The organism is Bacillus sp. 22475 (genome assembly GCF_052044835.1).
Taxonomy (GTDB): Bacteria; Bacillota; Bacilli; order Bacillales; family Bacillaceae_G; genus Bacillus_A; species Bacillus_A cereus.
This window is the reverse complement of record NZ_JBQENW010000004.1, coordinates 210,225-231,684: the sequence shown is the minus strand read 5'-3', so window position 1 is coordinate 231,684 and position 21,460 is coordinate 210,225. Positions and strand designations below refer to the sequence as shown.

Genomic DNA, 21,460 nt, shown 5'->3' with positions numbered 1-21,460 from the left:
CCCAAAAAACGTTCATTTCAGTATACGTGGATACGTAGTGAATTTAGACCATAAGTATGAAAAAGGAATGAAAAAAAATAAAGGGTGAGAAAAATGAAAGAACCAAAGATTGGTTTAGCACTTGGGTCTGGAGGAGCGAAAGGGTTTGCTCATATTGGTGTAATAAAGGTTTTAAGGGAAGCGGGTATCCCTATTCATATGATTGCAGGAAGTAGTATGGGGGCGCTAATAGGTACGTTTTATGCGGCAAGTAGTAACGTTGAAAGATTGTATAAATTGGCATCTGTTTTCAAGCGGAAGTATTATTTAGATTTCACGGTACCGAAAATGGGATTTATTGCTGGAAAACGTGTCAAAGATATGATTAAAATGTTTACATATAATAAAAATTTAGAAGAGTTAGATATCCCGACGGCTGTTGTGGCTACTGACATATTGAAGGGGGAAAAAGTGGTTTTTACAAGTGGGTCAGTTGCAGATGCGGTGAGGGCTAGCATATCTGTTCCTGGAGTGTTTGTACCAGAAAAAATAGATGGACGATTATTAGTGGATGGTGGAGTTATTGATCGCATCCCAGTATCGGTTGTGAAAGAGTTAGGGGCCGATATTGTTATCGCTGTTGATGTATCTCCAATTAAGGTGAATGGCGATGTTACGTCTATTTATGACGTAATCATGCAAAGTATTGAAATTATGCAGCATGAGCTTGTAATGAATCGGCAAATTGCATCGGATTTAATGATGCGACCAGCTGTAGAGCAATTTAGTTCACGTGCTTTTACAAACATTGAAGACATTATTCGAGTTGGAGAAGTAGAAGCGGAAAAACATGTTACAAATATTTATTTATTAATTGAGCAGTGGAAGGAGAAACATAATGTTTAAGCGTTTTCGGTTTATATATGCAATCTTAATAGGGGTTATATTGGCGATGTTACTTGTTTACGTGCGTTTACCGTATTATGTAACAAAACCAGGAATGGCTGCCAAATTAGAGCCTTACGTTCAAGTTGAGGGTGGAACGAAAGAATCTGGTGATTTTATGCTTGTTACGGTTTCAATGGGACCAGCAAATGTGGTGAATTTAATAGCGGCACAGTTTAATAAATATACACATATTTCAAAAGCGGAAGAAATATTGCAAAAAGGTGAGAGTGATGAAGAATATCAATTTCGCCAAAATTATGCGATGAAAGATTCACAAAATGCAGCAATTTATAATGCATATAAACGTGCAAATCGCTCCGTTTCTTTTGAAAATAAAGGTGTATTAGTTGCTGGTGTGGCAAAAGGAATGCCGTCAGAAGGAAAGCTTAAGCTTGGTGATGTTATTATAGCTGTTGATGGAAAAACATTTGAAAAGACGGAGCAATTTATTGAATATATGACTGGGAAAAAAGAAAGCGATGCTGTAAGTATTGAGTACATGAGAAATGGAAAACAATTGAAAGAAAATTTAAATGTAAAGACGATTCCTAATGGGAATGGACGTGTCGGTATAGGTGTTTCTATCGTTACGGAAAGAGAATTATTGGTCGATCCGAAAGTGAAAATTAATTCTCATGAAATTGGTGGACCATCCGCAGGTTTAATGTTCACATTAGAAATATATAATCAACTTGTGGAAGAAGACTTAACAAAAGGACATGAAATAGCTGGAACAGGTACGATAAATGAAAAAGGAGAAGTTGGCCCGATTGGTGGTATAAATCAAAAAGTGGTGGCTGCTAGCGATGCCGGGGCTGAAGTGTTCTTTGCGCCAAATGAAAAAGGTGCGGAGAAATCGAACTATAAAGATGCACTTGAGACTGCAAAGGATATTAAAACAAAAATGAAAATTGTACCAGTGGATACGCTAGATGATGCATTAACATATTTAGAAAAGATGGATAAAGAAAAAACCTCTCTGAAATAGAGAGGTTTTTTATAGAAATTTTGTAGTTGTTTCATCATAGCGAATAGGATGGTGTGTTATGTCTTGTTTTAATAGTTGCGTGCGTAACGGTTCGTGCATGATGGAGAAATATACAGAGGTTGCTTTTTTCTCTATATCTAAAGCAGCATGGTCAAATGTTTTTGTATGAGTAAGGATTGGAAGTTCGATTTTTTTCTTGTTTTTTGAAAGGTAAGTTTGCCCTTTTTGTGACATGCCTAGCAGGCGGATATATGGTGCATGTTGTTCTATATTTGCGCTACGTATTTCCTCTTTTGTTGTGTTTGTTAAAATGTGTGTACAAGCTCTTTGTAATCTAGTCCATGTATAACGTTTTGTTTTTAATGCTTCCATGAATGAATAGAAGGAGGAACTGTTTTGTATTTTTGATAAAATACGATGCTCTAAACCTTCTTCTATTTCATATATATGTCGTAAGTCCCCTGGAGACATCGTCATGAGTTTATATTTAAAAAATGAAAAGTATTGTTCCCAATTATGTAATATCCCGTAGTTTTGTTTGTAATTTGCTAAAAGCGAAGCGGTTGCCTGTGGGAGAAAAGGTTCAATTGTTGTAAATGATCCTTCTTCGCTAAAGAGTTGTTTTCGAATGCTTGTCGCGCTTGCAATATGTTGGTCATTAAATGTTTCATCATGATAATGAGAGGCGAATCTTTTTATAGTTTGAGCTTGTATAGAGCTATTTTGTGACAGAATTGCTTTAATGTATTGGAAGCCTAAAATATTATTTGGTTGTGACATATCTATGTTTTTTTCGGATGTTAAAATGTGTGAAAAAGCATCCGATGTTGCTTTTGCATAACTATTGCCAGCGTCCATGAATTGTTTTACAAGGCAGTTAAAAGTCTCTTCTTCGTTTTTTTGTACGGAGATGGTATTATAAAAATTTTCGATTTGTCCATCCTCACTACCGAAACAAATTTCAGAAACATGTAGGGCATTTAAAATGGAAATAGCACCATTTGCGAAGGTTTCAGCCTTTTGTGTTGCAAAGACGTATGGAAGCTCTACAACAAGGTCTACGCCGTTTGCTAAGGCCATTTTAGTGCGATACCATTTGGAAATGAGTGCGGGCTCACCACGCTGTAAAAAAGGACCACTCATAACGGCAATTATTATATCGGATTGTGTTAACTTTTTTGTCTGTTGCACATGATAAAGATGACCGTTATGAAAAGGGTTATATTCAACAACAATACCACCAGCTTTTATGGTAATCTCTCCTTTCGATGTAGCATCTTTTTGAAAAACGTGATACTCTATATATTATTTACTATGATGACTTCATTATAGTGTAAAGAAAAAACATTGACAAATATAAAATGGCTAGCTATAATTTTGTTTGTTGCCTTGAGGTGATATGATATGAAATGGTCCATCCATCAATTGAATAAATTGAGAAATAAAGGATTGACATTGGATGAGATGGTAGATGTAAGTGAGCTAAAAGAGGTCGAGAAAGATATTCGTGAAATTAATCCTGTTCATGTAACGGGAAGAGTTGATTTTGGCTCCGGTAAGTTTACGTTTCATCTACATATAACTGGAAGCATGGTTTTACCATGTTCTCGCTCTTTAGTAGATGTGACATTACCATTTGACATTAAAACAACTGAGGTGTTCCAAACTTCACAAGAAGAATTTGAAACTGAAGCTGAAATTCATTGTTTAGAAGGAGAAGTACTTGACTTACTGCCCGTAATCAAGGAAAATATACTTTTGGAGATTCCAATGCAAATTTTCAGTGATGATGTTTCTGGTGGAGCACCGACGCAAGGTCAAGACTGGCAAGTGATTTCGGAAGAAGACAAAGAAAAGACTGTTGATCCAAGATTGGCAGGACTTGCAAAGTTTTTTGACAAATAATCGGAAGACTGGTTCAGGCCTTCATATGAAAATAACTATTTCTTTTAAGGAGGTGGGAAGAATGGCTGTACCTTTTAGAAGAACTTCTAAAACAGTAAAAAGAAAGCGTCGTACGCATTTCAAATTATCAGTACCTGGTATGGTAGAGTGCCCAAGCTGTGGTGAAGCGAAATTAGCTCACCGTGTATGTAAAGCATGCGGTACTTACAAAGGTAAAGAAGTAATCAGCAAGTAATTGCGGGAAAATAAACGCAGAAGATATCTTCTGCGTTTATTTTTTTTGTCTTAATCTTTAGTTGTTGTATTCTATCTTTTCTAGTAACTGCATATGCTTAATAAAAAATGCATAGGGAGGACTAGAGAAATGGCGACAACAAGACAAGATGCTTGGACTGATGATGAAGATTTGCTTCTGGCAGAAGTAGTACTCCGGCATATTCGAGAAGGTGGAACACAACTTTCTGCCTTTAAGGAAGTGGGGAAAAATTTATCTCGTACACCAGCAGCATGTGGATTTAGATGGAATTCTTACGTAAGAAAGCAATATAAAGAACGTATTGAGGAAGCGAAGCAACTTCGTAAAGTAGAAAATTATGAAGTAAAAGAGACAAAAGTGTTAGAACCTACGTCAATTACGTTGAATGATGTTATTGATTTCTTGCAAAATTATAAAGATGAAAACTCTTTAACGGTGTTGCAACAACAAGTTGAATCATTACAAACAGAAAGAGAGCGTCTTCTGGAGCGATTATCAGTATATGAGGAAGAGTATAGGACATTGCTTGATTATATCGATCAAAAAAGAAGTGTAATGGTAGCGGAAAGAAACAATGCTCGCTCGACTGAGAAGTTAGAGAAGCTTAAGAAATAAAAAACAGCTGTTATACAGCTGTTTTTTTATTTCTTAAGCCGATTCTTCATTTGTAACCGCATTCAAATTTGTTTCTGGATGCCAAATATAAAAATCTCCATCAGTTACTGATACGGGGCTGAAATTTAATTTATCCCAAAAACCAGCTGAATGAATACGCGCTATCGTTTTAATAGGAAATTGCAGTTGTTTCGCATGATTTACAAGCATTTGTCCGAATCCTTGTTTTTGAAAAGTTGGTAATACTTCAAGTTTATAAAGTTCTAGGTAAGGACCTGTAATTTCGAATGGTTCTCCGCCGTTTCTTTTCATATATAGACTCATACGTGCGATTAGTGATCCGCCATAATAAATACCGTAAAATGGAGATTCACTGTCGTTTTCAATAATGTTTGCTTGCAATTCTTCCAGCATAGATAGTTCCTGGGCTCCGCACCCTTTAAATTTTTTGAATTCATCTAACGTTTTATAATTGATGAGCAAGCGCTCAACTTTTGGGAATCCCATTACATCACATCCTTTTCTTATCTCGTTGAATGCAGAAAAGTAAAAATATTTATAATAATAGTATAACTCATTTTTTTATTTTTATGAAGAAGATAGTATATTTCTTTTATTATTTTTTTGAGGATTTGCTAAACTAAGAGTATAAGTGTATTAATAGGCAGTATATACATAGTGAAAAGTGAGAGTGTATTTGTTTGGCAGAGGACAACGAAATTATAGGGTGTGCTTATGTACTTTAAAAAGATATAAAAAAGGGGGGAGGCAAGGGCGCTTAATGTGAATCCCTTGTGTGAAAATGAAAATTGGAATTGTCGGACCAGGTGCTATTGGTCTATTGTATACATTTTATTTACAAAAAAGTAACCAAGATGTTACGTTGTTTACAAGAACAGCTAAGCAAGCTGAAGAGTTAAATGAAACAGGTGTAACTTGTATTAGAGATGGAAGATGTGAAACAGTATATCCAGCTGTTTTACCGATAGAAAGTATGGTAGCGCAAAATTTAGATTATATATTTATTGCTGTGAAGCAATATCATATAGATGACATACTACCGTTTGTGGAAGGTGCATCATCATTAATCTTTTTGCAAAACGGAATGTCGCATCTTCGAAAGATGCTGCAAATAGGGAGTGAAAATATAGCTGTTGGTATTGTAGAACATGGTGCGAAAAAAGAGGGAGGGCACATCGTTCATCATACTGGAGTAGGTGTAACGAGATTTGGAGTGGTTTGTGGCCAATCTATACATTTTAAAAAAATATTTCATTCTTTTCCGGTTGCTTATTTTCCAGTTCAAATAGAAACAGATTGGGAAGAGATTATGCGCAAAAAATTAGTAGTAAATGTATGTATCAATCCGTTGACAGCGTTATTGGGAGTTAAGAATGGTGAATTAATCACGAATCGTTTTTTTTATCAAATGATGGAGCAAGTGTTTCAGGAGGTCGCATTTCTTATTAGAGGAGAAAAAGAAATGGTATGGCAAATGGTACGAAATGTGTGTGAAGGAACGTCTCGTAATACATCCTCTATGTTAGCGGATGTAAGAGCGAATAGACAGACGGAAATTAATGCGATTGTTGGGTATGTATTAGAAGAGGCTAAGAAACAGCAACGACCAGTTCCAACACTTCAATTTTTGTTCGATGCAATAAAAGGGTTAGAAACAAGAGTATAAGTGTTATTCTTTGCTTTTACGTGAAACATTGACTACAATGTGGATTGGTGAGAGAACTGGATACGAAAGGAAGAATTATATGGAGATAAAAGAAATCTCTGTTCCGCAACAAGGTGTTGTAGCGGACTATATGAACGGTAAAAAAGAGATACAGTCATGTTTTGATTATATGTTAACAGAAGATGCTTTTAAACAACGTTTACATGATTTGCGTGAAAGGGAGTTTTTCCGCCAAGATTTAGTAGCGCATTTATTAGAATATAATACAAAATTACAAGCGGGAGAATCTACACTTCAAAATGTAAAAGCGCTTGGAGATGAAAATACATATGTTGTTATAGCTGGACAACAAGCGGGGTTATTAACTGGACCGCTTTATACAATTCATAAAGTTATTTCAATTTTACAGCTTGCAAAGGAAAAGGAAAAAAGTTTAGGAGTTAAAGTTGTCCCTGTCTTCTGGATTGCGGGTGAAGACCATGATATGGATGAGATTAACCATACTTTTGTAGCGAAAAATAAAAAGGTGAAAAAAACTATTTTTTATGACCGTAATCCGAAAAAGGCGAGTGCTTCTGAGTCTGAACTTTCTGTTGAAGATTGTAGAAATTGGATTGAAGAGATTTTTAAAACATACCCAGAAACCAATTTTACAAAGGATGTATTAAAATTTGTTGATGATGCTTTGAAAAAATCGAATACGTATGTAGATTTCTTTGCTCATCTTATTACGAAAATCTTTGCTAATTCTGGTTTAATCCTTGTTGATTCACATCATCCTGAATTAAGAAAGTTAGAAATTCCATTTTTTAAGCGAATTATAAGTAAGTATAAAGAGGTACAAGAGGGGCTTCGTAATCAGCAGGAAGTAATTAAAGAACTAGGATACAAACCGATTATTGAAACGAAGTCTCATGCAGTGCATATATTCATGGAAATAGATAATGAACGAGTATTGCTTGAAGATCAACAAGGTAAGTTTGTTGGAAGGGATGGGGCGCATTCCTTTTCATACGAAGAGTTGATTGAAGAGATGGAGAGAAATCCGGCACGTTTTAGTAATAATGTTGTAACACGTCCTCTTATGCAAGAGTATGTATTTCCTACGCTCGCATTTATTGGAGGTCCAGGAGAATTAGCTTATTGGAGTGAATTACAACAAGTATTCCATACTGTCGGTTTTCAAATGCCACCTGTCGTTCCTCGTCTTACAATTACTTATGTGGAGAGAGATATAGCGACAGATTTATTTGATCTGCAATTGAGAGAAAGTGATCCGTTTTTAAATGATGTCGATAAATTGCGTGAAAACTGGTTGTCTAATCAAATAGAGGAACCGATTGATGATCATTTTGAAAAGGCGAAAAAAGAAATTGCCGATATTCATACATCTTTACAGCAATTTGTAAAGAAAATAGAGCCAGGGTTAGGTGCGTTTGCAGGGAAAAACGAATTGAAAATTAATGAACAAATTGAACTGCTGGAAAGAATGTTGAAAAGAAATGTTGCGAAAAAGTATGAGGTTCAGCTAAATAAATTCCGCCGTATACAATTTGCACTTCGTCCATTAGGTGCACCGCAAGAACGTGTGTGGAATGTATGTTATTATTTAAATCAGTTTGGTTTGGATTTCGTTGATCGTGTAATGGAAAACCCTTTTTCTTGGGACGGAAAACATCATGTTATAAAACTATAAAATCTTGCTCTTTGGAGCAGGATTTTATTTTTATTCCGTTGAATTTACTGTGAAGTGATTTTTTTCTGAATTGTCAATCAAAAGTGTTGGATATGGTAATTGTGTTGGATACTTAAATATATGACAAAATAGCACAAAATGTAAACGTATTATTCGCTTTTTCGACAGTTTTTTATTTAAATTCCCGCAAAAGATGATAAAATTTAGTATATAATAAAAGAAAATAGCGATTTGTATAGTATGTTGCCTTTGTTGGTAAGTTAAATGAGTCGTTCTTTCGTATTGTTTCATTCTCTAAGCGTGAAATATGTGTTTAGAGAAAGGGATACATTCAACATAATTAATTGGAAAAAGAGTAGGTGCAACAATGTTTAAACACGTAACAGTTCTTTTAAAGGAAACAGTAGACGGCTTAGATATAAAGCCAGATGGTACATATGTAGATTGTACACTGGGGGGAGGAGGACATAGTTCTTATTTATTATCCCAATTAACTGAAGGTGGAAAATTAATAGCGTTTGATCAAGATGAGATAGCGATTCAAAACGCGAAAGAAAAGTTCTCTTCATACGGTGAACAGTTTATAACAGTAAAGAGTAACTTCCGTTATTTAGCTGAAAAGCTGCAGGAAATAGGTATAACAGAAGTAGACGGTATTTTATTTGATTTAGGTGTTTCATCCCCACAATTAGATACACCAGAACGAGGCTTTAGTTATCATCATGATGCACCGCTAGATATGCGGATGGATCAAGATGCCCCATTAACAGCGTATGATGTTGTAAATAGCTGGTCATATGAACAACTTGTAAGGATTTTCTTCCAATACGGTGAAGAGAAATTTTCAAAACAAATTGCAAGAAAAATTGAAGCTTATCGTGAGAATAAAGCTATTGAAACGACAGGAGAATTAGTAGAGCTAATTAAAGAAGGTATTCCGGCTCCTGCTCGTAGAACGGGTGGGCATCCTGCTAAGCGAGTGTTTCAGGCAATTCGTATAGCTGTAAATGATGAATTAAAAGTATTTGAAGAAGCATTGGAATCTGCTATTGAGATGGTTAAGCCAGGTGGAAGGGTTAGTGTTATAACATTCCATTCATTAGAAGATCGTATTTGTAAAACAACGTTTAAGCGAAATAGTACAACGCCACAATTGCCGCCAGGATTACCGATTATTCCTGATGAATTTAAGCCGAAATTAAAGCTTATTACAAGAAAACCGATTTTACCTTCTGATATAGAGCTAGAAGAAAATAATCGTGCGCGTTCTGCGAAGTTGAGAATCGCTGAAAAACGATAAAAGGGAGAGAGAGGTATGACTAATTTAGCTGTAAAGTACAAACAACAAGCGCAAGAAGAGGTGCAAATTCAAACGCCCCCACAGCAGATGGCTAAGCCGAAGGTTAAAGCGAAAATTACAAGAATCGAAAAACTGTTGTATGTAGCGTTTATTGGCTTTTTATTGTATGCCTGTGTCGCGTTTATTGGAAATAAAGCAGGCCTTTATCAAGTTAATGTAGAAGCAGCGACGATAGAAGAAAAAATTGTACAGCAGCAAAAAGAAAATCAAGAATTACAAGCTGAAGTAGAGAAGTTAAGTCGCTATGAACGAATCGCTGAAGTTGCAAAAAAACACGGGCTAGAAATTAATGCGAATAATGTGAAAGGCCTCAAATAAGGCAATAGGTGTGAAGGAACGATGAAGAAGAATATGACTAAATTTCATACCAATAAGGGAGCAGGTTATTTTATGATATTTTTCCTCCTGCTCTTTTTGCTGTTATTAGCCCGATTTTTTTACATACAATCAACAGGAACAGTTCATAATCAGGATTTAGATGCACTTGCTAAACAAAAGCATAGTAAAAAAGGAGTTCTTGAAGCGAACCGAGGAACCATTTATGATCAAAACGGTCATGTGTTAGCACAAGACGCAAACTCTTATAAAATAGTAGCTGCGCTAAAAGGTGCTAACTCTGTTGAGAATAAAGAAGATACTGCAAAGAAAATTGCAGGAGTACTTGGAAAAGGCGAAGAGGATATTTTAGCTTCTTTAAATAAGGAAGGTAGAAGTCAAGTCGAATTTGGAACGTTAGGCAAGGATTTGACGAAAGAAAAGAAGGAACAAATAGAAGCGTTGAAGTTGCCGGGAATATCTTTTATTACAGAAAATGCAAGGGTGTATCCAAACGGTGATTTTGCATCTTACGTCATAGGTCATGCAAAACCAAATGAGAATGGAACATCTGTAGGTCAATTTGGCATAGAAAAAAGCTTGGATAAATACTTAAGTGCTTCTAATGGAGAAGTAGCATATACAGGTGATCGTAAAGGTGTATCCCTTGATGGTGGAAAAGTTAATGTAAAGGCACCTAAAAATGGAGATAACGCTTATTTAACAATTGATCAACGTGTCCAAAGTTATTTAGAAGACGCGATGAAAGCAGCAAGTAAGCAATATGAGCCAGAAAGTTTAATAGGGATTGTTGCAGATCCGAAAACCGGAAAAATATTAGCGATGTCTACTAAACCTAGTTATGACCCTAATGATCGTCAAATTAAATATTTCTTCAATGACGCAATTGCCAATGCATTTGAACCTGGATCAACAATGAAAATTTTCACGTTAGCGGCAGCTATTAATGAAGGTGTGTACAAAGGGCAAGATTATTATCAGTCCGGGACATATCAAGTCGGAAATAGGAAAATAAAAGATCATAACGGCGGTGCTGGTTGGGGCTCTATCACGTTTGATGAAGGGGTAGAGCGCTCTTCAAACGTAGCGTTTGCAATTTTAGGAGATCAAAAACTTGGTCCAGAACGTTTCCGGAAATATATTCATAGTTTTGGATTAGATGAAAAAACGAACATTGATTTATCAGGTGAAGGATCGAATACAATTTTATTTGATCAGCAAATACAACAAGTGACAACAGCTTTTGGACAAGGTTCCACTGTAACACCCATTCAGCTTGTACAAGCTGCAACGGCCATTGCAAATGATGGAAAAATGATGAAACCTTATGCAATTGATAAAATTGTAGATCCGATAACAGGGAAAGTAAAATTAGAACATAAGCCAGAAGAAGTAGGAAAACCTGTTACAAAGGAAACAGCAGCGCAAGTAAGACAGTTATTAGAACGTGTTGTTACATCTCCGAAAGGTACAGGGACAGCTTATAAAATTGATGGATATTCAGTTGGTGGTAAAACAGGGACAGCGCAAATTCCGGATGGAAAAGGCGGCTATATGACAGGAAGACAGAATTATATATTCTCATTCTTAGGTATGGCACCAATGGACGACCCACAACTTGTTGTGTATGTAGCTGTTAAACAGCCGAAATTAAAAGATGATGAGAACGGTGCACAGCCTTTAGCTGATATTTTTAAATATGTAACAAAAAATAGTTTAGAGTATTTAAAGATTAAGCCAAATGAAGTGAAAGATCCGAAAAAACATCTGAAAGAGCAACAAACTACTGTTCCAGATGTAACTGGTAAAACGATGGCTGAAGCGGGGAAAGCAATTGATAAAGCAAAACTTCGTCCAATCGTACTAGGTGAAGGGAAAGTACAGCAACAAGTACCAAAAGCGACTGAACAAACATTGAAAGGCGACCGAGTCTTCTTGGTAGGAGATAAGCCTACAATGCCAAATATACAAGGATGGGCACTGCGTGATGTTATGAATTTAGCGAAGACATTACAGCTTAACTTGAAGCCTTCTGGTACAGGATACGTAACAGAGCAAAGTGTGGCGGAAGGAACATTATTACAACCTGGTACAGAATTAGGTGTCACACTCGTACCGCCACTCGAACCACAACAAGAAGCAGAAAAGCCGTAATGGTAAAAGAGAAGAAGTTCTAATTAAATAAGTACAAGCATATATTGGAACAAGCTAGGCGTAAGGGAGGCTTGTTCCGATATGCGTGTATCAAATGTAACAGTTAGAAAACGACTTATTTTTATACTTATATCAGGTATACTTATTTTCACTATTATCGATATTCGTCTTGGATATGTGCAATTTTTTCTTGGGAATATGTTAACGGATCGTGCGAAAGATTCATGGAGTCGTAATATTACTTTTGAACCCGAACGTGGGAAAATTTTAGACCGAAATGGTGTGGAACTTGCCACGAATAAAAGTGCTCCAACTGTCTTTGTTGTACCGAGGCAAATTGAAAAACCAGCAGAGACTGCAGAGAAGTTAGCTGCAGTATTAGGTGTGGAAAAAGATGAGATTTATAAAAGGATTACAAAAAAAGAATCGATTGTAAGGTTAGATAAAGGCGGAAGGAAAATATCACATGACAAAGCGAAAGAAGTACGAGGATTAAGTTTGAAGGGCGTGTATATCGCAGAGGATTCTATCCGGTACTATCCATTTGGGAACTTTTTATCCCATGTATTAGGTTTTGCAGGTAGCGATAACCAAGGTCTTATGGGACTAGAAAAATATTATGATAAAGAGTTAAATGGGGACAAAGGTCATGTGCGTTTTTTTGCAGATGCGAAAGGGCAAAGGATGCCTAATGTTGGTGATGATTTCAAAAAACCAGAAGCCGGTTTAAATTTAGGATTAACAATCGATGCGCGTATTACAAGGATTATGGAAAGAGAAATGAATATTGCGGAGTCGACGTATAATCCAGACGGTATGATTGCAATTGCAATGAATCCTAAAAATGGTGAAATTTTAGGTATGTCTAGTCGGCCGAGTTTTGATCCAGCGGATTTTCAAAGTGTCTCTCCAGAAGTGTATAACAGAAATCTACCTGTGTGGAGTACGTATGAGCCTGGTTCAACATTTAAGATTATTACACTAGCTGCAGCATTGAATGAAAATTTAGTAGACTTAGAGAAGGATACGTTTTATGATGATGGAGCAGCTGAAGTCGGTGGAGCTAGATTGAAATGCTGGAAAGCAGGAGGTCATGGCAGTCAAACGTTTTTAGAAGTCGTTCAAAACTCATGTAACCCGGGATTTATTGAACTTGGTGATCGCCTTGGTAAAGACCGATTATTTAAATACATTCGTAATTTTGGTTTTGGGCAGAAGACTGGAATTGACTTGCAAGGTGAAGGTAGTGGGATTTTATTTAATTTAGATAAAGTTGGTCCAGTAGAGCAAGCAACAACTTCATTCGGCCAAGGGGTTTCTGTTACACCAATTCAACAAGTAGCAGCTGTAGCGGCGGCTGTAAATGGTGGAACATTGTATCAGCCGTATATAGCTAAGGAGTTTATTGATCCGAAAAATAATCAAGTTGTTAGTAAAAAGACACCTGTTGAGAAAAGAAAAGTTATTTCCAAGGAAACTTCAGAAAAAGTTCGTTATGCATTAGAGAATGTTGTAGCGAAAGGTTCTGGTAAAGGTGCTTATATTGATGGATATCGTGTAGGTGGAAAAACGGGTACTGCTCAAAAGGTGAAAGATGGTAAATATTTAGAGAATAATTATATTGTATCTTTTATCGGATTTGCTCCAGCGGATGATCCAGAGATTGTTGTGTATGTTGCTGTTGATAATCCAAAAGGGGTTACACAGTTTGGTGGAGTGGTAGCAGCTCCAATTGTCGGGAATATCCTTCGAGATGCGCTTCCTGTTATGGGAGTGAAACCGAGAAAAGAACAAGTTGAGAAAGAATATAAATGGGGCGATACACCAACTGTGGAAGTTCCGAATTTAATTGGAATGAAAAAGAAAGACTTACAAACACAACTCGTCGATTTGCAGCTTGATATAAGTGGAGATGGAGAGAAAGTAATTAAGCAATCACCAGAAGCGGGAGCTAAAGTAAAAGAAGGCTCAAAAATTAGAATTTACTTCGGGAATTAAAGGTAACATAGTACGTTTTATGGTACAATTGGTGGAAGTGAGTTCTTTATAGAACAGTTACTTAACTTGAGACAATAAGTGTCTCAGTCATAAATAGGCCAGTAGCACTTACCTCCTTATATAGGAGGTAATGTGTTGCTTACTGAAAAAAAGATAAATAAACAATGTAGAGAGGGTTTAGTGAAATGAAGTTGCATACACTTTTATCATGTTTGCATGATTTTCCAGTTGTTCCAAAAGAAAATCCAGAAATCACATCTATAGAAGCTGATTCACGTAAAGTGAAAGAGGGAAGCTTATTTGTATGTATGAAAGGATATACGGTTGATAGCCATGATTTTGCTAAGCAAGCAGCGGCACAAGGAGCGGCTGCTATTGTTGCGGAAAGACCAATTGATGTTGACGTTCCAGTTGTACTTGTGAAAAATACTTTTCGTTCGTTAGCGGTTTTAGCTGATTATTTTTATGGTCAACCGACACACAAGTTACATTTAATTGGAATTACAGGTACAAATGGAAAGACAACAACATCGCATATTATGGATGAGATTATGCGAGCACATGGTCATAAAACAGGGCTAATTGGAACGATTAATATGAAAATCGGTGATGAAACATTTGAGGTGAAAAATACAACACCAGATGCACTAACACTTCAACAGACGTTTTCAAAAATGGTTGAACAAGGTGTGGACAGCACGGTAATGGAAGTTTCGTCACATGCGTTAGATCTTGGTCGTGTACACGGATGTGATTACGATGTAGCGGTGTTTACGAATTTAACACAAGATCATTTAGACTATCATAAAACGATGGAAGAATATAAACATGCAAAAGGGTTACTATTTGCACAGCTTGGCAATAGTTATAATCATAATCGTGAAAAGTACGCTGTGCTGAATAGCGATGATAATGTAACAGAAGAGTATATGAGAAGTACTGCAGCAACAGTTGTAACATATGGTATTGATACAACAAGTGACATTATGGCAAAAAATATCGTTATGACGAGTGGCGGGACTACATTTACCCTTGTCACACCGTATGAAAGTGTAAATGTTACGATGAAATTAATAGGTAAATTTAATGTATATAACGTACTTGCAGCAACAGCAGCAGGGCTTGTTTCGGGTGTGAAATTAGAAACAATCATTGCTGTTATAAAGGAACTAGCTGGGGTTCCAGGGCGTTTTGAAGTTGTTGATGGAGGACAAAGTTATACAGTTATTGTTGATTACGCACATACGCCGGATAGTTTAGAAAATGTATTAAAAACTGCAAAACAATTTGCAAAAGGTGATGTGTATTGTATCGTTGGTTGTGGCGGCGATAGGGACCGAACGAAGAGACCGATAATGGCAAGTGTTGCAACAAAATATGCAACTCATGCAATTTACACATCAGATAATCCAAGAAGTGAAGATCCAGCGGCTATTTTAGATGATATGGTACATGGTGCAAGTGGAAATAATTATGAAGTGATTATTGATAGAAAAGAAGCGATACACCATGCAATCACTAAAGTGAAAGCAGATGATGTCATTATTATTGCTGGTAAGGGTCATGAAACGTATCAAATTATTGGTAAAGAAGTTCATCATTTTGATGATCGAGAAGTTGCGAAAGAAGCAATTACAGGGCGTTTAAACAACGGAGAGTAACAACGTGAGAGGAGGACTACATGTGCTTGAGCAAGGTTTATTAGTAACGGCTGGGGTAGCATTCTTAATTTCTGTTGCCCTTTCGCCATTGTTTATTCCATTTTTAAGAAAATTAAAGTTCGGACAGAGTATTCGTGATGAGGGACCAAAGTCACATCAAAAAAAATCAGGGACACCGACAATGGGTGGTATCGTCATATACGTATCTATGATGGTAACTTCACTTATTATGGCGATTAAGTTTAATTATTTAGGTGCAGAAGTTTCGTTATTATTATTAGTGACATTTGGTTACGGATTGATCGGATTTTTAGATGACTACATAAAGGTAGTTAAGAAGAGAAATCTTGGTTTAACATCAAAACAAAAATTAGTAGGGCAGCTTGTTATTGCTATTGCATTCTTTTTAATTGGAAAAGGGCAAGCGTTCCACACATACATCATGATTCCGGGAACGGATGTTAAGTTTGAATTAGGTTGGGCGTATTTTGTACTTGTACTATTTATGCTTATTGGTGGATCAAATGCAGTTAACTTAACTGACGGTTTAGATGGTTTATTATCAGGAACAGCTGCTATTGCATTTGGAGCATTTAGTATTATTGCTGTGGCACAAGAGCAATTTGGAGTAGCGATATTCTGTATGGCAGTGGTAGGAGCTGTACTTGGATTTTTAGTATTCAATGCGAATCCAGCAAAAGTGTTTATGGGAGATACAGGTTCATTAGCTTTAGGTGGAGCCATTGCAGCTGTAGCGATTTTATTAAAACAAGAATTGCTACTTGTAATTATTGGCGGAGTATTCGTAATGGAAACTTTATCGGTTATTATTCAGGTCATTTCATTTAAAACAACAGGAAAACGTGTCTTTAAAATGAGTCCATTACACCATCATTATGAATTATGTGGTTGGTCAGAGTGGCGTGTTGTTGTGACGTTTTGGTCTGCAGGATTTTTATTAGCTGTGTTAGGAATTTATATCGGGGTGTGGATGTAATTGAAAACTGTAACTGAATTTCAAAATAAGAATATTCTTGTATTAGGCATTGCAAAAAGTGGTTATGCAGCAGCTACATTGTTACAAAAGTTAGGGGCGAATGTCATTGTAAATGACGGAAAGCCTTTAGCAGACAATGTACTTGCTGCAGAATTACAAGCAAAAGGAATGGACGTTGTATGCGGTGGCCATCCTTTAGAATTATTAGAGAGAAATATTTCTCTTGTCGTTAAAAATCCAGGAATCCCGTATTCTAATCCAATATTAGTTGCTGCGAAAGAAAAGCAAATTCCAATTGTTACGGAAGTTGAGTTAGCATATCGTATTTCAAAAGCGCCATTTGTTGGAATTACAGGATCTAATGGTAAAACGACGACAACAATGCTGACATTTGAAATGTTAAAAGAAGGACAAAAGCATCCTGTTATTGCAGGGAATATAGGAACTGTAGCTTGTGAAGTAGCACAGGATGCAAAAGAAAATGAAGTTGTAGTTACAGAACTTTCATCGTTCCAATTGATGGGAGTAGAATCGTTCCAACCTAAAATTGCAGCGTTCTTAAACTTATTTGAAGCCCACTTAGATTATCATGGGACGAAGAAGGAATATGGTTTAGCAAAAGCAAATGTTTTTAAAAACCAAACAGAAAACGATTATAGTGTAATAAACGCGGATGATGCAGATGTGATGGCTTTATCTGCGGATACTAAAGGTCAAAAAATCTTGTTTTCGACAACGAAAGAAATTGAAGATGGCGCGTGTATAAAAGATAACGCTCTTTATTTCAAAGGTGAAAAAGTTGTTGAAGTAAGCGATATCGTTTTACCTGGTCAACATAATCTAGAAAATATTTTAGCTGCGATGAGTATTGCGAAATTATTAGGTACTTCTAATGAAGCAATTACGGTCGTGTTAAAACGTTTTACGGGTGTAAAACATCGTTTAGAATATGTAACAACGATTAACAACCGTAAGTTTTATAATGACTCAAAAGCAACGAATATGTTAGCGACTGAGAAAGCACTATCTGCATTTACACAACCGATTGTGTTACTAGCAGGTGGGCTTGACCGCGGAAATGAATTCGATGATTTAATTCCGTATTTCAAAAATGTAAAAGCGATTGTAACATTTGGACAAACAGCTCCCAAACTAGTAAGAGCGGCAGAAAAAGCGGGATTAGATATAATTGAAAGTGTCGATACTTTAGATGAAGCAGTGGTGAAAGCTTATGCTCATTCTAAAGAAGGTGATGTTGTTCTTCTTTCTCCAGCGTGTGCAAGCTGGGATCAATTTAAAACATTTGAAGAAAGAGGAGACATTTTTATACAAGCTGTGCATAAACTTATATAAAGTAAATCAAAACATCAGTAGGCTAACACCTACTGATGTTTTGTTACATAGGGCAAAAGGTTCTGCCTAAAGAGGTGGTGTTTGTGGGTAATGAAGAAAACGCCTGATTTTATGCTCATCATCGTAACACTTTCATTGTTGACAATCGGAATGATTATGGTTTATAGTGCGAGTGCAGTTTGGGCCTCTTATAAAATGGGGGACTCATTCTTTTTTGCAAAAAGACAATTACTGTTTGCGGGTCTTGGTGTAGTAGCTATGTTTTTTATTATGAAAATTGATTATTGGGTGTGGCGTACGTATTCAAAAGTAATTTTGCTAGTTTGCTTCATTCTTCTTATTCTCGTTCTTATTCCTGGAGTAGGTCTTGTTCGAGGAGGAGCACGAAGTTGGATTGGGATCGGAGCATTTTCGATTCAACCGTCAGAATTTATGAAGTTTGCGATGATTATTTTCTTGGCAAAGTTTTTAGCGGAACGGCAAAAATTGATTACATCTTTTAAACGTGGTTTATTACCGGCTCTTAGTTTTGTGTTTCTTGCTTTTGGGATGATTATGTTACAGCCAGACCTTGGGACAGGAACGGTAATGGTTGGGACATGTATCATTATGATATTTATTTCGGGAGCGAGGGTCTTTCACTTTGCAATGTTTGGTTTGATTGGGGTAGCAGGATTTGTAGGGTTAATTGCATCAGCACCGTATCGAATGAAACGCATTACATCATATTTAGATCCGTGGTCAGATCCGCTTGGAAGTGGATTTCAAATTATCCAATCATTACTCGCAATTGGACCTGGTGGATTATTTGGGCTTGGACTTGGACAAAGTAGACAAAAATTTCTTTATTTACCTGAACCACAAACTGACTTTATATTTGCGATCTTATCCGAGGAATTAGGTTTTATTGGTGGTTCATTTGTGTTATTATTATTTAGTCTATTATTATGGCGCGGGATTCGTATCGCATTAGGAGCGCCAGATTTATATGGTACGTTTTTAGCAGTAGGTATTGTGGCGATGATTGCGATTCAAGTAATGATTAATGTTGGTGTTGTAACAGGACTGATGCCTGTTACGGGTATTACCTTGCCGTTTTTAAGTTATGGTGGATCAAGTTTGACATTAATGTTAATGGCAGTAGGTGTATTATTAAATATAAGTCGCCATTCTCGCTACTAAACCCTGTTTATAAGACAGGGTTTTTCGTATGTGTGTAAAAATGCAATATGTATATAGAAATACATATAATGGAAATAAGAAAAGAGAAGCGGAGGAGTTAGTAGTGCGTGTATTAGTGAGTGGTGGGGGTACTGGTGGTCATATTTATCCAGCTCTTGCTTTAATTAGAGAAATAAAAAAGTTAAATCCAGAAGCAAGATTTTTATATATTGGTACGGAAAATGGACTAGAGAGTACAATCGTTCCAAAAGCAGGTATACCATTTCAATCTATTGTTATAAGTGGATTTAAACGAAAAATATCATTAGATAATGTGAAAACAGTAATGCGTTTTCTAAAAGGTGTACAGGATAGTAAACGATATATTCGTCGTTTTAATCCGGATATCGTAATTGGAACGGGTGGATATGTATGTGGACCAGTTGTATACGCTGCAGCCAAATTAGGTATTCCAACTATTGTACATGAACAAAATAGTGTACCAGGTGTAACGAACAAATTTTTAAGTCGTTATGTTGATAAAGTTGCTGTTTGTTTTGAAGCAGCTACAGAGCATTTTCCAGAGTCAAAAGTGGTAATGACAGGTAATCCGCGAGCATCAGAGGTAATGGATCAAAATGGAATGAAAGGGAAACGTTCAGTTGGGCTTTCTCTTCCTAAAAAGTCTGTACTTATATTTGGTGGAAGTCGTGGAGCTAGACCGATTAACGATGCCTTCGTTGAAGCAATTGAACAGTTTGGGAACAAAAGCTACGAAATACTATATGTAACAGGTGAAGTACATTATGACAAAGTGATGGAAGCCGTGAAGCAAAAAGGGAACCCGAACAATGTTATTATTAAGCCGTTCATTCATAATATGCCAGAGGTACTAACTGGTGTAGACCTTGTTGTTTCAAGGGCTGGGGCAACAACACTTGCAGAATTAACAGCGTTAGGAAAACCAAGTGTGTTAATACCGAGTCCGTACGTAACAAATAATCATCAGGAAAAGAATGCACGTTCAGTTGTTGATAAAGGAGCGGCAAAAATGTTACTTGAAAAAGATTTAACAGCTGAAACGCTTATTCGTGATATTGATGAGATTTTATTGGATGCACAAACATTACAAAATATGAAGCTAGCTGCTAAGCAACTAGGTATTCCAGATGCAGCAAATAAGCTGTATGAAGTAATGAATAAGCTTGTAAAAAAATAAAGTGAGGCTTTAATCAGTGGGGAGTGATTCTTTCTCGTTGATTATTACCTTTCACTAATCGGATGTTTACTGGCATCCCGATTCCGCCTAATTTCTTTGTTATCGCCTAATTTTGATTTAGGAGCTGTACTGCCCGTAAATAGAGGGATAACGTTAGGTGAACGCCCTGCATATTATTGTCATAAGGAGACTTAATATGGGGGAGATTGTCTATGGAACAATTAGTAAATGAGCTTATAGAAGCAGACGTTGGTCGTGTTTTAGTTAACGAGTTGTTAGCACGTTATACAACTATGAAAATAGGTGGACCAGCGGATATTTTAATTGTGCCAAAGCATGTAGCCGGTATTGAAAAAACATTACAGTTAGTAAAGCAATACAAAACGAAGTGGACTGTAATTGGGCGCGGTTCAAACCTTCTTGTATCTGATCAAGGCATAGAAGGTGTTGTTATTCGTTTAGGAGAAGGATTAGATCACTTAGAGGTCGAAAAACATAAGGTAAGAGTTGGTAGTGGATATCCTCTTATTAAATTGTCAACTTTACTTAGTCGTCAAGGGTTAGCTGGATTGGAGTTTGCAAGCGGTATTCCTGGAAGTGTCGGTGGTGCAGTATATATGAATGCAGGTGCACATAAATCGGATATATCGAGTGTATTATCGAAGGCTCTCATTCTGTTTGAAGACGGTACAATTGACTGGTTAATGAATAAAGAACTGGAGTTTTCTTATCGGGCATCTGTATTGCAAACGAAACGTCCTGGTATTGTTTTAGAGGCGGAGTTTCAATTACAGGCGGGAAAACGTGAAGAAATTGTACGTAGCATGCAAAATAATAAAGATTACCGCCGTGAAACGCAACCATGGAATCACCCGTGTGCAGGAAGTGTATTTCGGAATCCAATCCCACATTTTGCAGGAGATTTAGTAGAAAAAGCAGGGCTTCGTGGTTATAGGATTGGTGGAGCTCAAATTTCTGAAATGCATGGCAATTTTATTGTTAATACCGGGGGAGCTTCAGCGCAAGATGTATTGTCCTTAATTGAATTAATAAAACATACAATTAAGGATAAATTTGATGTAGATATGCATACAGAAGTAGAAATCATTGGAAGATAACGGTTATTCGTTCCGCTCATTATCATTTA

At 36.6% G+C, this 21,460-nt stretch carries 19 protein-coding genes; 17 read left to right on the top strand and 2 right to left on the bottom strand.

Going from position 1 to position 21,460, the window contains the following annotated elements; genetic code table 11:
- Nucleotides 1-93 precede the first annotated feature (93 nt).
- Both ACTJJY_RS09660 and ACTJJY_RS09655 read left to right on the top strand, forming a co-directional pair.
- Complete coding sequence (locus tag ACTJJY_RS09660) at nt 94-885, top strand: patatin-like phospholipase family protein (protein WP_440605431.1); 792 nt, start codon at nt 94-96, stop codon at nt 883-885.
- Nucleotides 878-1,915: a SepM family pheromone-processing serine protease gene (locus tag ACTJJY_RS09655; protein ID WP_440605430.1), complete on the top strand. Its 1,038-nt coding sequence runs from the start codon at nt 878-880 to the stop codon at nt 1,913-1,915. The genes ACTJJY_RS09660 and ACTJJY_RS09655 overlap by 8 nt, the downstream gene beginning before the upstream one ends.
- A gap of 9 nt (nt 1,916-1,924) precedes the next feature.
- On the opposite strand, the gene ACTJJY_RS09650 is transcribed toward ACTJJY_RS09655, so the two are convergent.
- The gene (locus ACTJJY_RS09650; RefSeq protein ID WP_440605429.1) at nt 1,925-3,106 is read right to left on the bottom strand and encodes a nucleotidyltransferase; all 1,182 of its coding nucleotides are present in this window, start codon (nt 3,104-3,106) and stop codon (nt 1,925-1,927) included.
- A 213-nt stretch (nt 3,107-3,319) separates the two neighbouring features.
- Between ACTJJY_RS09650 and ACTJJY_RS09645 the strand changes: the two genes are divergently transcribed.
- The 3 genes from ACTJJY_RS09645 to ACTJJY_RS09635 all read left to right on the top strand — a co-directional run bounded on the left by ACTJJY_RS09645 (nt 3,320) and on the right by ACTJJY_RS09635 (nt 4,691).
- Nucleotides 3,320-3,820, top strand: coding sequence for a YceD family protein (locus ACTJJY_RS09645; protein WP_000872146.1), 501 nt, complete (start codon nt 3,320-3,322; stop codon nt 3,818-3,820).
- Nucleotides 3,821-3,881: 61 nt separating this feature from the next.
- Nucleotides 3,882-4,055: a 50S ribosomal protein L32 gene (rpmF, locus tag ACTJJY_RS09640; RefSeq protein WP_001984764.1), complete on the top strand. Its 174-nt coding sequence runs from the start codon at nt 3,882-3,884 to the stop codon at nt 4,053-4,055.
- A 129-nt stretch (nt 4,056-4,184) separates the two neighbouring features.
- Complete coding sequence (locus ACTJJY_RS09635; RefSeq protein WP_000246469.1) at nt 4,185-4,691, top strand: RsfA family transcriptional regulator; 507 nt, start codon at nt 4,185-4,187, stop codon at nt 4,689-4,691.
- Nucleotides 4,692-4,724: 33 nt separating this feature from the next.
- Here the strand turns inward: ACTJJY_RS09635 and ACTJJY_RS09630 are convergent, their stop codons facing one another.
- Entirely contained in the window at nt 4,725-5,198 is a 474-nt protein-coding gene (locus ACTJJY_RS09630; protein ID WP_000506690.1) for an N-acetyltransferase, read from the bottom strand.
- Between the two features lie 295 nt (nt 5,199-5,493).
- On the opposite strand from ACTJJY_RS09630, the gene panE reads away from it, so the two are divergent.
- The 12 genes from panE to murB all read left to right on the top strand — a co-directional run bounded on the left by panE (nt 5,494) and on the right by murB (nt 21,431).
- Nucleotides 5,494-6,378, top strand: coding sequence for a 2-dehydropantoate 2-reductase (gene panE / locus ACTJJY_RS09625; protein WP_440605428.1), 885 nt, complete (start codon nt 5,494-5,496; stop codon nt 6,376-6,378).
- Nucleotides 6,379-6,457: 79 nt separating this feature from the next.
- On the top strand, nt 6,458-8,074 hold the full coding sequence (gene bshC / locus ACTJJY_RS09620; RefSeq protein WP_440605427.1) for a bacillithiol biosynthesis cysteine-adding enzyme BshC: 1,617 nt from the start codon (nt 6,458-6,460) through the stop codon (nt 8,072-8,074).
- Between the two features lie 367 nt (nt 8,075-8,441).
- Nucleotides 8,442-9,374 (top strand): 16S rRNA (cytosine(1402)-N(4))-methyltransferase RsmH, encoded by a 933-nt coding sequence (gene rsmH / locus ACTJJY_RS09615; RefSeq protein ID WP_000472508.1) that lies wholly within the window; start codon nt 8,442-8,444, stop codon nt 9,372-9,374.
- A 15-nt stretch (nt 9,375-9,389) separates the two neighbouring features.
- Nucleotides 9,390-9,752, top strand: a complete 363-nt coding sequence (gene ftsL, locus ACTJJY_RS09610; protein WP_000182804.1) for a cell division protein FtsL — start codon at nt 9,390-9,392, stop codon at nt 9,750-9,752.
- A gap of 21 nt (nt 9,753-9,773) precedes the next feature.
- Nucleotides 9,774-11,924, top strand: coding sequence for a penicillin-binding protein (locus ACTJJY_RS09605; RefSeq protein ID WP_080117117.1), 2,151 nt, complete (start codon nt 9,774-9,776; stop codon nt 11,922-11,924).
- Nucleotides 11,925-12,005: 81 nt separating this feature from the next.
- On the top strand, nt 12,006-13,922 hold the full coding sequence (locus ACTJJY_RS09600) for a stage V sporulation protein D (RefSeq protein ID WP_001266235.1): 1,917 nt from the start codon (nt 12,006-12,008) through the stop codon (nt 13,920-13,922).
- A 185-nt stretch (nt 13,923-14,107) separates the two neighbouring features.
- The gene (gene murE, locus ACTJJY_RS09595) at nt 14,108-15,583 is read left to right on the top strand and encodes a UDP-N-acetylmuramoyl-L-alanyl-D-glutamate--2,6-diaminopimelate ligase (RefSeq protein WP_440605426.1); all 1,476 of its coding nucleotides are present in this window, start codon (nt 14,108-14,110) and stop codon (nt 15,581-15,583) included.
- Between the two features lie 22 nt (nt 15,584-15,605).
- Entirely contained in the window at nt 15,606-16,580 is a 975-nt protein-coding gene (gene mraY / locus ACTJJY_RS09590; RefSeq protein WP_000893060.1) for a phospho-N-acetylmuramoyl-pentapeptide-transferase, read from the top strand.
- Nucleotides 16,581-17,933, top strand: coding sequence for a UDP-N-acetylmuramoyl-L-alanine--D-glutamate ligase (gene murD, locus ACTJJY_RS09585; RefSeq protein ID WP_000860103.1), 1,353 nt, complete (start codon nt 16,581-16,583; stop codon nt 17,931-17,933).
- Between the two features lie 90 nt (nt 17,934-18,023).
- The gene (gene spoVE / locus ACTJJY_RS09580) at nt 18,024-19,115 is read left to right on the top strand and encodes a stage V sporulation protein E (protein WP_000753524.1); all 1,092 of its coding nucleotides are present in this window, start codon (nt 18,024-18,026) and stop codon (nt 19,113-19,115) included.
- 103 nt (nt 19,116-19,218) lie between these two features.
- Nucleotides 19,219-20,313, top strand: a complete 1,095-nt coding sequence (gene murG / locus ACTJJY_RS09575) for an undecaprenyldiphospho-muramoylpentapeptide beta-N-acetylglucosaminyltransferase (protein ID WP_024927913.1) — start codon at nt 19,219-19,221, stop codon at nt 20,311-20,313.
- Between the two features lie 212 nt (nt 20,314-20,525).
- Nucleotides 20,526-21,431, top strand: coding sequence for a UDP-N-acetylmuramate dehydrogenase (gene murB, locus ACTJJY_RS09570; protein ID WP_023522862.1), 906 nt, complete (start codon nt 20,526-20,528; stop codon nt 21,429-21,431).
- Nucleotides 21,432-21,460: the final 29 nt, after the last annotated feature.